Origin of the sequence: Parabacteroides sp. PM6-13 (genome assembly GCF_029892605.1) — a bacterium.
Taxonomy (GTDB): Bacteria; Bacteroidota; Bacteroidia; order Bacteroidales; family Tannerellaceae; genus QVMG01.
Window position 1 is genome coordinate 165276 of record NZ_JARXWF010000009.1, and the last position, 11931, is coordinate 177206.

Sequence of the window (11931 nt, forward strand, 5' to 3'; positions counted from 1 at the left end):
TTTCGGGATGTGATTGAGTTGATTTAATATGATTGTTCTGATGGATGCGGATCAAAAATAGGATCTTCCAATTTGGGAAGATTGGAAGGCGGGGATATTATATTCATGGCTGAAGGCCACAGCGGGCCTGGAAGGCCGAGTCCCGAAGGGACGAAGACTTAGCCCACGGGTAAGCAGGCTGAAAGACTGCGCCACCCTGGGATTCCATGGATATATAAAAAATGAGTTCTGTAAGAACGAAAGAAGAAAACCAATATTTACAGGCGCTATCCTATCATAATATCTATCGTTCTTTCAGAACTCCATTTATTGTATTGTTTTGATACCCAGGGTGGCGCAGTCTTTCAGCCTGCTTACCCGTGGGCTAAGTCTTCGTCCCGTTGGGACTCGGCCCTTCAGGCCCTCTGTGGCCTTCAGCCATGAATATATATCCCAATTCCTTCAAATCTTCAATTTTTACAAAATTTGAAGGTGGGGATCGCGCTGCAAGCGCGAGATTATGCATAACCGTATACAAGCATAGCGCAGCTTACGGTATAGCGACTCTCTATCAATCAAGCGCCGCAGGTGCGAGATCTGCCATAATCCCGCCCCATGCGGGGCTTTTTATAGAGAGGATTCACTACCGTAAGCTGCGCTACGCTTGCATACGGTTATGCATAATCTCACGCCTGCGGCGTGCATCCCCGCAATCTTCACATCTTCCCCCTTCCTTTCTCCCTTCTCCCTTCTCCCTTCTCCCTTCCAACTCCCCTCCTATCCGAAGCCCCTCCCTCCTTCTCCATCTTTTCCGATTTGATTATAATGTAAAAAACACGCATTCAGCGGATGAGCCCCTTTTTTTTGTAAAATAGGCTTACACAAAGCATTATGTAAACTAAAATAACATAAATATTAGTAGGTATGGGTGATAAAGCAAAAAATGTTTCTACTTTTGTGCCTTAATATGCAACAACTTTTGTTTGGATGAAAAAGAATTTAGTACTGTTAATAACAGGAGGTTTTGTTTGGTTGATGTCTTCTTGTTTGGGCGATAGTAGCTCTACGATAGAAGCGGAGGCAGCTAAGGACTGTCAGATCACGGAGTTTACGCTGAATAGTGGTGATGTAGAAGAGTTGAGCAATGTTAAATTTACGATAGACCAGATCAACGGATTGATTTTCAATCTGGACTCCCTTCCCTATGGATCGGATCTGAAGATGGCTGTTTGTAACCTGACGTATGCCTCTACCGTGTTGAGTCTTGAATATACGCCGGAGGCTGTCGGAGACACCGTGATGACCTATTCGGAGACTGATTCGATCGACTTCTCGAAGCCGGTCAAATTTATTGTGACGGCTTACGACGGGCTGACCAAGAAGAATTATACGGCGCGGGTAAACACGCATCAGATCATCCCCGACACTTTGGAGTGGGAGTTCTATGCTAAGGAGGAAAGCTTTCCCATTAAAATGAAGGAACAACAAGTAGTTCCTTTCGCATATAACGGACAGGAGGGCTACCTCCTTTACGGACAACCCGCCGGTGCCGGTTTGCCCTATCGCCTTTATTTCTCAGCGCTCGACGATATGATCAACTGGGAACCGATTGCTCTGGAGGGATTGCCGACTGATGAGATTATGCTCTATCAGATGGTTTGTTTTGACCAGGCTCTTTATGTCCCCTCTGTCAATGGAAAACTCTATAAATCAGTGGATGGGCAGCGCTGGTCGGTGGTTGGTGACACGCCTTATGTTGCCTACATTATCAGCGATGTGAAAGAGGGTGGCCGCTCGAAGGCTGCTTTGGCTGTCGTGATTGAAGAGGCTGGCGAACTGAAATTCGCGGCGATGGACGGCGAAGGCCTCTGGACCGTGGGTGAGACTATTCCGGAAGACTTCCCCCTGATCGGTTTTGGCAAAGAGTATTATTCCTCTCATTATAATTCCTATTTGATGATTGTTGGTGGACGTACTCTGTCTAATCAGTTGACTAATCAGTCGTGGGGCACGATGGACGGCGTGTTGTGGGCTCGTTTGAGCGACATCAATGCCAGCTATTTTGCTGCCCGCGAAGGGGTGATGGTGACCGCCTATGACGATAAGATCTACTTGATCGGTGGTATCGATGCCGCGGGCAATGCCTATCGTGACATCTACGAATCGATCGATAAGGGGGTAACCTGGCAAAAGGTGACGGCGCTGATTATCCTGCCCGACACCTACCGCGCGCGTGGGTATGGTTCCGTGATTGTTGATAAGAATCAATACATTAATATATTTGGAGGGAAAACGTCAGCGAATGGGAACGTGCTTCGGGAAATATGGAGAGGACGTATCAATCGCTTAGGCTTTTAATCTCACTACACAATTCTTTCCGGCAAAGGGGGAATCCGTGGTGCAAATATAATTTTATGAGGCTTTTAGCGTTAAGAAAAGAGGTGTAGATTATAACAACAGCATATGACTTCGACTTTTCTTCAACGTCTTTTCCTCATTATTTTAGGAGTAAACCTATTCCTGGCATCGTATGCGCAGGAATATAAATACGAAATAGGCGGGATGGCCGGTGGCAACCTCTATATGGGGGATGCCAACAAGACCTCTCTTTTCAAGGAGATAAACCCTGCTTTTGGAGCCGTGTTCCGGTATAATGCCAATTTCAGGCTGGCTTTTAAGGCCGATCTGATGTGGGCGGGGGTGTCGGGCACGACAGCCGGTTTGAAGAATGTCTTTCCTTTTGAGGAGGAGATTTCTTTCAGCCGCAATATCATAGAGTTTGGAGGGCATGTGGAGTTCAACTTCCTTCCTTACAGTGATAAATTCGGTTATCTGAACACGCAAAGGATAACCCCATACCTATTGACCGGGTTAGGCGTAACCCTGGCGCCGGGTGGCGATGAGACCTTTTTTAGTGTGCATATTCCCTTGGGGGTAGGTGTGAAATACAAGTTAAAAAACAGGGTGAACCTGGGCTGTGAGTTTGCTTTCCGGAAGCTATTCAAAGATAATCTGGAAGGGAACGCGGCGCTGGAGGATCCGTATGAGATAAAAAGCAGCGTCTGGAAAAATAAGGACTGGTACACAAGCCTGATGTTTTCCATCACGTGGGACTTTGGACCGCGCAACAGGCCCTGCAACAATGCCGAGAGCATTTCTTTTTAGAGAAACCGGCGAATAGCCGGCTGATAGATGGACAGCATGTCGTTGATTGAACAGATAGACAGAAACGGATTGCCGCAACACGTGGCAATTATTATGGATGGAAACGGTCGCTGGGCCAAGGCTCAGGGCAAAGATCGTTCGTTTGGTCACCAAGAAGGGGTGGTCTCCGTTCGGCGTGTACTGGAAGCTGCTTCGAAGATCGGGGTGCGCTACCTGACGGTGTATGCCTTCTCGACAGAGAACTGGAACCGTCCGGAAGCCGAGGTATTGGCCCTGATGGCTTTGTTGGTATCCGCCATCCAGAAGGAAACACCGGATCTGATGAAGAACAACGTGTGCTTGAAAGCAATAGGCGACTTCTCCCGTTTGCCGGAAGAGGTCTATGCCAATTTGATGAGTTGCATCGAGGAGACGTCCGCTAATACAGGCACGACGCTTGTGTTGGCGTTGAGCTATTCTTCGCGCTGGGAGATCACCCGGGCGGCTCAAATGATAGCGGCTGATGTGGCCGATAAGAAACTGGCACCGGAAGACATTACAGAAGAGCTGTTTGCCGACTACCTGACGACCAAAGGGATCCCCGATCCGGATCTGTTGATTCGTTCCGGTGGAGAAAAGCGGATCAGTAATTTTCTGTTATGGCAAGGATCCTACGCGGAGTTCTATTTCACCGATATCGCGTGGCCAGCCTTCAGAGAGGAAGAACTGTATGAGGCGATCTTATATTTCCAGAAACGGGAGCGTCGTTTCGGAAAAATAAGTGAGCAATTAAACTATAAAGAATAGTTGTCTATGTACAAAAAATTAGTGCTGTTATTGATTGTCGTAAGTTGTGCTGTGGGTGCTTTTGCCCAGGAGATTGATACGACACAGGTTGAGAAGCCGGCGGAGGTGCCGACCATTTCGTATACCCTTTCACCCCGAAAATACCGCATTGCGGATATTCAGGTGACGGGTATGCCCAATTATGAAGATTATCTATTGATCGGCTATTCAGGCCTGTCGGTAGGCGATATGATTTCTGTTCCGGGCGATGAGATCACAAGTGCCATGACCCGCTTTTGGCGACATGGACTGTTCTCCGACGTGAAAATATTAGCGACCAAAATCGAAGACGATCAGGTGTGGCTGGAGTTTCGTTTGCAGCCGCGCCCCAAGCTTTCGCAGGTCAACTACTCCGGCATAAAGAAGGGCGAACGGGAAGACCTGGAAGCCGCGTTGAACATGCGTAAAGGGATGCAGATTCACCCCGCCGCGGTCGATCGCGCCAAGGTAGTCATCAACCGCTATTTCGACAACAAAGGATTTAAGAATGTAGATGTTGATATCATCCAGCAGGACGACCTGACAAACGAAGGCGAGGTGATCCTGAATATCAATATCGACAAAAACGAAAAGACGAAGATTCACCGGATCCATTTTGCCGGTAATGAAGCGCTGAAAGACAAAGATCTGAAAAAGGCCATGAAAAAGACCAATGAAAAGGCCAACTTCAAACATGACTTTATGACCAGCTTGCGGGAGCTTTTCAGTACGAAGAAGTTTACGACCGAAGAATATGTGAACGACAAAGCCAATATCCTTTCCAAATACAACGAACATGGTTACCGCGACGCGGTGCTCTTGGTCGACAGTGTGATCAATATCAACGATAAGTATGTCGATATCTACATCGACATCGACGAAGGGGAACAATATTACCTGAAAGATGTACGCTTTGTGGGGAATACGCAGTATGCGACCGAGCAGTTGGAATACCTTTTAGGGATGAAAGCCGGAGATGTGTACAACCAAAAGAAGCTGGACGATCGCCTATTGGTGGAAGATGACGCGGTAGCCAATCTCTATATGAACAACGGCTATCTCTTCTTCAGCGCCGACCCGGTGGAGGTAGAGGTGGAGAACGACTCCATTTCGTTGGAGATCCGTATTCAGGAAGGACCGCAGGCAAGTATCAATCGTATCATCATCAACGGGAACGACCGTTTGTATGAAGATGTGATCCGCCGCGAACTGCGCACCAAACCGGGCGCTCTGTTTAGCCGCGAAGAGTTGATGCGTTCGTTGCGTGAGATTGCCCAGATGGGGCACTTCGACCCGGAAAATATGGATCCGCGTCCTATTCCCAATCCGGACAATGGAACGGTAGATATCGAATACAACCTGGTATCGAAGGCGAACGACCAGATAGAACTCTCTGCCGGGTATGGGCAGACAGGTATTATCGGTAAGTTGAGTTTGAAGTTTACCAACTTCTCGATGAAGAACCTCTTCAACCCGACGACCTACAAAGGGGTGATCCCGCAGGGTGAGGGGCAGACACTTACGCTCAGCGGACAAACCAACGGGCGGTATTACCAGGCATACAGCCTCTCTTTTATGGATCCCTGGTTTGGAGGCAAACGCCCAAACACGCTCTCGGTCAGCGCCTACTATTCGAAGATGACCAATGTAAGTAGCCGTTACCTCAGCAATACAAGCTATGGATACGATCCCTATACCTACGGATATGGTGGTTATGGAGGTTATGGAGGCTACGGCTATGGCTATGGAAACTATGGTTATGGCAATAGCTACTATAACAACTATGAGTTGGCCTACGACCCGGATCAATACATTGTTATGATGGGGATTGCTGCCGGGTATGGGAAACGTCTGAACTGGCCGGATGACTATTTCCAGTTTATGGCTACGCTGAATTACCAGATGTATAAGATGAAAGACTGGGATTACTTCCTGGTTCAGAATGGTGTTTGCCACAATATCAACCTGGAATTGATGCTTCAGCGCAACTCTATGGACAACCCGCTGTACACCCGTTCCGGTTCGCAGTTTATGTTCTCGGTGAGTGCTACACCTCCCTATTCGTTGTTTTCCAACAAGGATTTTGCCTCCATGAGCGACCAGGATCCGGAAAAGAATCGTTTCATCGAATACCATAAATGGAAGTTGAAAGCAAAAACCTTCGTACCGTTGATTCCGATCACCTCAGGCATCAAACGTACGCCTGTATTGATGGCACGCGCCGAATACGGACTGTTGGGATCATACACCAGCGCTAAGAAGACACCGTTTGAAACCTTCTATATGGGGGGTGACGGTATGAGTGGCTATTCCAGTACCTATGCGACCGAAACGATCGGGCTTCGTGGGTATGCCAACGGTAGTATCGCCGGTAATGGAGGATATGCCTCGTATGGATATGCCTATTCCCGCCTGAGCATGGAGCTTCGCTATCCGTTCCTGTTGGAACCGACCTCCACGATCTACGGGCTTGTTTTCTTAGAAGCGGGTAATGCCTGGACCGACCTGAAAGACTTCAATCCGTTCGACCTGAAACGCTCTGCCGGTGTAGGTGTGCGTATCTTCCTGCCGATGATCGGGTTGATGGGTATCGACTGGGCATACGGTTTCGACAATGCGAATTACGGTGGTGGCGGACGTAAAGGGGAGTTCCACTTTATCTTAGGGCAGGAATTCTAAATTAACCTAATTTAATGACCAGGCAATAAACCCTTGGATCTGTTTATGAGTCCTATGTATATAATTAAAAAAGGAGAAGTTATGAAAAAGAGTATGATTGTATGCATGTTGATGGTATTAACTACTGTCGGTGCAATGGCGCAGAAGTTTGCCTTGATAGATATGGAGTATATCCTGAAGAATATACCGGCTTATGAGATGACCAATGAGCAGTTGGGACAACTCTCCCAGAAATGGCAGAATGAGGTCGAAGCCATCCAGCAGGAGGCGCAAAACATGTATAAGACCTACCAGAGCGACCTGGTATTCCTTTCCGCGGAGATGAAAACCAAACGCGAAGAAGAGATCATCAAGAAAGAGCAGGAAGCGCAGGATCTGAAACGACAATATTTCGGACCGGAAGGCGAACTCTACAAAAGACGTGAAAGTCTGATGAAGCCTATTCAGGACGAGATCTATAACGCGATCAAGGAGATATCGGAAAACCAGGGCTATCAGTTGGTGGTCGACCGTGCCTCAGCCATGAGCGTGCTCTATGCTTCACCAAAGATCGATATCAGCAACGAGGTATTGGTGAAGTTAGGATATTCCAAATAAATATGTACATTTGTGCACTTTAGACTTAAAATAGTTGAAATATTAATCATAAATAATTGAATACAGATGAAGAAGATTATTGCCCTTGTGGTTGTTATGTTATTACCCTTAGGCGCGTTCGCGCAGAGTGGTGCGAAAATTGCTTGTGTAAAAGCGAATGAGGTTTACATGGCTATGCCGGAATTAGAAGCGGCCATGAAGAAACTGGAGGCTTTGAACGAAGAGTATATGGTCGAATTGAAGGGTATGCAAGAGGATGCTCAGAATAAATACCAGGCCTTTATGGCGCAACAAGATTCACTGAGTGAAAATATCAAGATGAGACGTATGCAGGAAATCGAACAGATTAATGCTCGCTCTGAAGAGTTGTACCAGTTTGCTCAACAGGATATTCAAAAGAAACAAGGCGAACTCCTGGCTCCTGTGAATCAGAAACTGCAGAAAGCGATCAGCGATGTAGGCGCGGAAAAAGGATTTACCTATATCATCGATGTGGCCAATTTGATTTATGTCGGTGCTGATGCCGAAGATATCACCCCGTTGGTAAAAGCCAAATTGGGTTTGAAATAAACCGCTTCTAACCGGATGAATGAAAGGTCCTATTGGTATTTTTGATTCAGGCTACGGCGGACTTACCATCTTCGATAAGATCCGCAAAAGGCTTCCGGCATACGATTATGTTTATTTAGGAGATAATGCGCGTACCCCTTATGGGGTACGTTCGTTTGAAGTGGTTTACCATTTCACCCGCCAGGCAGTCATGCGCCTCTTTGAAGAGGGCTGTCCTCTGATCATCCTGGCATGCAATACGGCATCCGCCAAGGCATTGCGCAGTATACAACAAAAAGACCTGCCGGAGCTCTATCCGGATCGACGCGTACTGGGTGTTATCCGCCCTACGGTCGAAGTCGTCGCCTCCCTGACGAAAAGCCGCCACGTCGGCGTATTGGGCACGACAGGCACCATCTCTTCCCAATCCTACACTCTCGAAATCGATAAAATATCTCCCGACCTGACGGTGACGGGTGAGGCATGCCCCATGTGGGTTCCCTTGGTAGAGAATAATGAATTCAATAGCCCGGGTGCCGATTATTTCGTACAGAAACATATCGACCATATCCTGGGGAAAGACCCCGAGATCGATACGCTGATCCTGGCATGTACCCATTACCCGCTGTTGATCGATAAGATCCGCTCTCACCTGCCTGCCGGGGTGACGCTGCTGTCGCAGGGCGAATATGTGGCGGAGAGCCTGGCGGACTACCTTAACCGCCATCCGGAGATGGAGACACGCCTCGCCAAAGGCGGACATAGCCGTTTCCTGACTACCGAATCGGCAGAGAAATTCTCGGAAGCCGCCTCTCTCTTCCTAAGCGACCGGGTGGATGTCGAACAAATAGCCATCGACTGATGCGTCCCGCTCTTCTCTTAGCCATTCTTTCCCTTTTCCTGTCCTCTCCCTTGTCGGCACAAAAAGGAGACAGCCTGTTGGCTGAAAAAGGCTTTGTCGACATCGCTGCCTTGGACTCAACCATCCGGGTTGAACTGATCTATGCGCGTCCCGATAACTTTATGGAGAAAGCGGTGTATGAGGGCATCACCAAAGCCTGGCTGCATCCCGATGCCGCTGCCAAACTGGTTAAAGCGCGAGAACGACTTCGTGAGATCGCTCCGCAATACAGCCTGATTGTCTATGACGCCGCGCGTCCGATGTCTGTTCAGCGCAGGATGTGGGCGTTGGTCAGGGGAACGGATAAAACCAACTATGTGGCCAACCCGGCTAATGGGGGAGGACTTCATAATTATGGCATGGCGGTAGATGTTTCGTTGATCGACCGCGACGGGCGTCCATTATCTATGGGAACGGCTGTCGATCATTTTGGGCGGGAGGCCCATACCGATGATGAGGAGGCGTTGGTCAATGAAGGCCTTATCAGCCGGGAAGAGGCGCGCAACCGTCAATTGCTTCGTTCGGTCATGCGCCAGGCCGGCTTCACCTCCATCCGCTATGAATGGTGGCATTTCAATGCCTGTTCCCGCCCTTACGCCCGAGAGCATTACGCTGTGATAGAGTAAGGAAGCGGAAACAGGTATCTTTGTTTATTCCCCTTTGTCGTTGATGATCCGCGTCTTGCCCCCTTCGATCAGGATGCCGCGGCTGCCCAGGCGGTCGTAGTTTTTCTTGTTGTCGACATTGACTGCCACCACCTTGCCATCGTAAAAGAAGGATACTTCGGGGAAGATGGTATGCCCCACGATGATGCGTTTCACGCCATAGCGTTCCAACAGGGCATCGAGAATCGCTTCGTCGAGCTCAGGCTCTTCGCCATCACGACCTACCATACCACGGTACCAGATAGGTCCCGGACCTCCTTCGCGGCTACTGCTGCTCGAGAACAGGAACTCGGAATGTTCGGAAAGTTTGTTTCTTCCATCTTTGTCTAAAAATATCCCCTGGCTGATCTGTTCGTTCACATACGGGATCTTATAGTCTCCCTTATAGAAGGCTTCGCCCAGCCCGGCATGCACAAAGAGGTCATCACCAATGATCTGCATCGTATTGCCGGCGGCAATCCAACGACCCAGTTCTGTGTCGGCGCCAAAGAATTTCGCGTAGTCCATCTCGAAATGGGCAGCGATCTGGGTATATTTCTCGGTCATATAGCGCAGGTCGTTGCGCAGGATCATCGATTCATGGTTGCCAATGATAAAATGAACGGCTCCACCGGCCGCACGTGCTTCCTGTTGCAATTTGTAGGTGAGCCAAAAGATGGTCACGGCATCATCCCCCCGGTCGAAGATATCGCCGATAATCATCAGACCGTTCTTGCCGTACTTCCAGGCATAGTTATCGTCGACCACGCCATTAGCCTGCAACACGCTCAGGAAACAATCCCAGTTGGCATGCGGGTCGGAAATAACCAATAGCTTTTCGGGTGCCTCCTGCTTCCACGGTTGGCGTTCGAAGGGTTGCAATCGGACGGTGAAACGGTGTTTTTTGTTGTGCGATACCACCTGCATGATATAGTCTTTCGGCCAGGCGGCAAACAGGGTATCGATCGCGTAGCCCGCTTCGTCGGCACCTATCATACGAACTGATCCATCCGCCTGGTGAAACAGATAGGGACCGTCGGGGGCGCTGAATACAGGTTTAGGCTTTTCAACCGGTTTGATTGGCTGAGGCGCCGGCTCCTGATCGGAGCCGCAAGCCATCAGACAAAACAATAATGTGAAAAAATAGATGTTTAGACGATTTAGTTTCATAACGTTTTAATTAAATACCATACCCCGGATTCTGTACCATATTGGGGTTTGCATTCAGTTCGGATTGAGGAATCGGCAATACGATCTTGTAGAAATTCCAGTCGAATTCGCGTGTCTCGGGCGTCAACAGGGCTGAGCTATGCGACTTGCCTGCGCGTACAATCTTTTTGCCGTTGCGCATGGCATCATAGAAACGGTGTCCTTCACCCACCAGCTCTTTGCGGCGTTCCAGGAGTACCCGGTCGAGGTCACACTCTTCTTCTGTCACACTCTTTTCCGGATTGGCGCGGCTAACGATGGCATTCAGGTATTTCGCTGCATTGACCTTGTCGCCCAGTTTAACAGCCGCCTCGGCAGCGATCAGGTAAGCCTCGGAGATACGCAATACCGGGATATTAGATACCTTATAGTCGGGCGACTCATATTTCTTCAGATAGTCGCGATCGGTTTTATATTGCTCGATGATTTTGATGCGCACATCGTTGGGATCCTCTTTAATCAGTTTCATAAAGTCGGTGCTCAGGCTGATATCATCGTAGCCCGAACGGTGCATGAGGTAGCTGACAAACTCTTTGGAGTCGGAGATCTCTGCCGCGTCATTCAGGATCACATAGAAATATTCCGAACCGGTCTGCTGTTTCCAGGCGCTGGCATATTCCTTATTGGTAAACAACTTGTAGGTACTGCCCTTGTCGGCTTCCGCGATCAGGTCGGTAGCGGTTCTATACGCAAAGGTATCCAAGCCCATATAGAGGTAGGCACGTGCCAGCAATAGCTGGTTGGCAAACCAGTTTACCTTGCCATCGTTTCTCGACTTAGAGAGAAGACCTGCCGCTTCTCTCAGGTCGTCGATGATCTGTGAATACACTTCGGCCACCGTATTGCGCGACAGTTGCGCATTATACTCTAATTTCTCAGTCACAATAGGTACACCCAGCGAAGCGCCGTTGTCTTTGGTGTAAGGCATTCCGAACACCTTCACCAGGTCGAAGTGAGCCATCGCGCGAATGGTCAATGCCTGTCCGCGAATGTCTTTCAGGGTACTTGTCATCTCCGCCTCAGAGAAACCATCGGTAAAACGGATCACATTGTTGGTGTTGCGGATAATGATGTAGGGATAGCTCCAGAACGAGCTGGGCACATCCACCGGATTGTGGCTAAACAGGTAGTATTTCGCTACGCGCTTGGAGTCGCCGCGAGCCTGCATATCATCGCCTTTGGCATCGGCATAATAGGTCTGGCGGGCGCCATAATACTGGTAGTTGCGAAATACGGTATAGATACCGTTCAGGGCATATTCGGCTTCTGTCGGAGTATTCAAACTCTTATCTGTCTCCACCTGTGTTACTGGAGTCATATCGTCCAGCCAGTCGTTGCCGCAACCGGAGAAAAGAAACAAGAGGCTGGTGATTGCTGAAAATAAATATATTCGTTTCATTGTAT

At 48.9% G+C, this 11931-nt stretch carries 10 protein-coding genes; 8 read left to right on the forward strand and 2 right to left on the reverse strand.

Features of this window, described 5'->3' with window-relative positions; genetic code table 11:
• Positions 1 to 966 precede the first annotated feature (966 nt).
• The 8 genes from M2134_RS10165 (at position 967) to M2134_RS10200 (ending at position 9300) form a co-directional block, all read left to right on the forward strand.
• Positions 967 to 2337 carry a DUF6242 domain-containing protein gene (locus tag M2134_RS10165; RefSeq protein ID WP_280758172.1) on the forward strand — a complete coding sequence of 457 codons (1371 nt, stop codon included), beginning with the start codon at positions 967 to 969 and terminating at the stop codon, positions 2335 to 2337.
• 105 nt (positions 2338 to 2442) lie between these two features.
• A complete protein-coding gene (locus tag M2134_RS10170; protein ID WP_280752433.1) occupies positions 2443 to 3144 on the forward strand; it encodes a DUF6089 family protein in 702 nt (233 codons plus the stop codon).
• A gap of 36 nt (positions 3145 to 3180) precedes the next feature.
• Positions 3181 to 3930, forward strand: coding sequence for an isoprenyl transferase (locus M2134_RS10175; protein ID WP_280752434.1), 750 nt, complete (start codon positions 3181 to 3183; stop codon positions 3928 to 3930).
• A gap of 6 nt (positions 3931 to 3936) precedes the next feature.
• Positions 3937 to 6627 (forward strand): outer membrane protein assembly factor BamA, encoded by a 2691-nt coding sequence (bamA, locus tag M2134_RS10180; protein ID WP_280758173.1) that lies wholly within the window; start codon positions 3937 to 3939, stop codon positions 6625 to 6627.
• An 81-nt stretch (positions 6628 to 6708) separates the two neighbouring features.
• Positions 6709 to 7224: an OmpH family outer membrane protein gene (locus M2134_RS10185; protein WP_280752436.1), complete on the forward strand. Its 516-nt coding sequence runs from the start codon at positions 6709 to 6711 to the stop codon at positions 7222 to 7224.
• 66 nt (positions 7225 to 7290) lie between these two features.
• A complete protein-coding gene (locus M2134_RS10190) occupies positions 7291 to 7794 on the forward strand; it encodes an OmpH family outer membrane protein (protein ID WP_280752437.1) in 504 nt (167 codons plus the stop codon).
• 19 nt (positions 7795 to 7813) lie between these two features.
• Positions 7814 to 8635, forward strand: coding sequence for a glutamate racemase (gene murI / locus M2134_RS10195; protein ID WP_280752438.1), 822 nt, complete (start codon positions 7814 to 7816; stop codon positions 8633 to 8635).
• Positions 8635 to 9300, forward strand: coding sequence for a M15 family metallopeptidase (locus M2134_RS10200; RefSeq protein WP_280752439.1), 666 nt, complete (start codon positions 8635 to 8637; stop codon positions 9298 to 9300). Before murI ends, M2134_RS10200 begins: the two co-directional genes overlap by 1 nt.
• 24 nt (positions 9301 to 9324) lie before the next feature.
• On the opposite strand, the gene M2134_RS10205 is transcribed toward M2134_RS10200, so the two are convergent.
• Complete coding sequence (locus tag M2134_RS10205; RefSeq protein WP_280752440.1) at positions 9325 to 10488, reverse strand: metallophosphoesterase; 1164 nt, start codon at positions 10486 to 10488, stop codon at positions 9325 to 9327.
• A gap of 10 nt (positions 10489 to 10498) precedes the next feature.
• Entirely contained in the window at positions 10499 to 11926 is a 1428-nt protein-coding gene (locus M2134_RS10210; protein WP_280752441.1) for a RagB/SusD family nutrient uptake outer membrane protein, read from the reverse strand.
• Between the last annotated feature and the right edge of the window lie 5 nt (positions 11927 to 11931).

What these genes read in the sequence shown, in the direction of transcription:
- M2134_RS10185 (WP_280752436.1), top strand. Translation starts at nt 6,709, where the DNA reads ATGAAAAAGAGTATGATTGTATGCATGTTGATGGTATTAACTACTGTC.
- murI (WP_280752438.1), top strand. Translation starts at nt 7,814, where the DNA reads ATGAAAGGTCCTATTGGTATTTTTGATTCAGGCTACGGCGGACTTACC.
- M2134_RS10200 (WP_280752439.1), top strand. Translation starts at nt 8,635, where the DNA reads ATGCGTCCCGCTCTTCTCTTAGCCATTCTTTCCCTTTTCCTGTCCTCT.
- bamA (WP_280758173.1), top strand. Translation starts at nt 3,937, where the DNA reads ATGTACAAAAAATTAGTGCTGTTATTGATTGTCGTAAGTTGTGCTGTG.
- M2134_RS10205 (WP_280752440.1), bottom strand. Translation starts at nt 10,488, where the DNA reads ATGAAACTAAATCGTCTAAACATCTATTTTTTCACATTATTGTTTTGT.
- M2134_RS10190 (WP_280752437.1), top strand. Translation starts at nt 7,291, where the DNA reads ATGAAGAAGATTATTGCCCTTGTGGTTGTTATGTTATTACCCTTAGGC.
- M2134_RS10175 (WP_280752434.1), top strand. Translation starts at nt 3,181, where the DNA reads ATGTCGTTGATTGAACAGATAGACAGAAACGGATTGCCGCAACACGTG.
- M2134_RS10165 (WP_280758172.1), top strand. Translation starts at nt 967, where the DNA reads ATGAAAAAGAATTTAGTACTGTTAATAACAGGAGGTTTTGTTTGGTTG.
- M2134_RS10170 (WP_280752433.1), top strand. Translation starts at nt 2,443, where the DNA reads ATGACTTCGACTTTTCTTCAACGTCTTTTCCTCATTATTTTAGGAGTA.
- M2134_RS10210 (WP_280752441.1), bottom strand. Translation starts at nt 11,926, where the DNA reads ATGAAACGAATATATTTATTTTCAGCAATCACCAGCCTCTTGTTTCTT.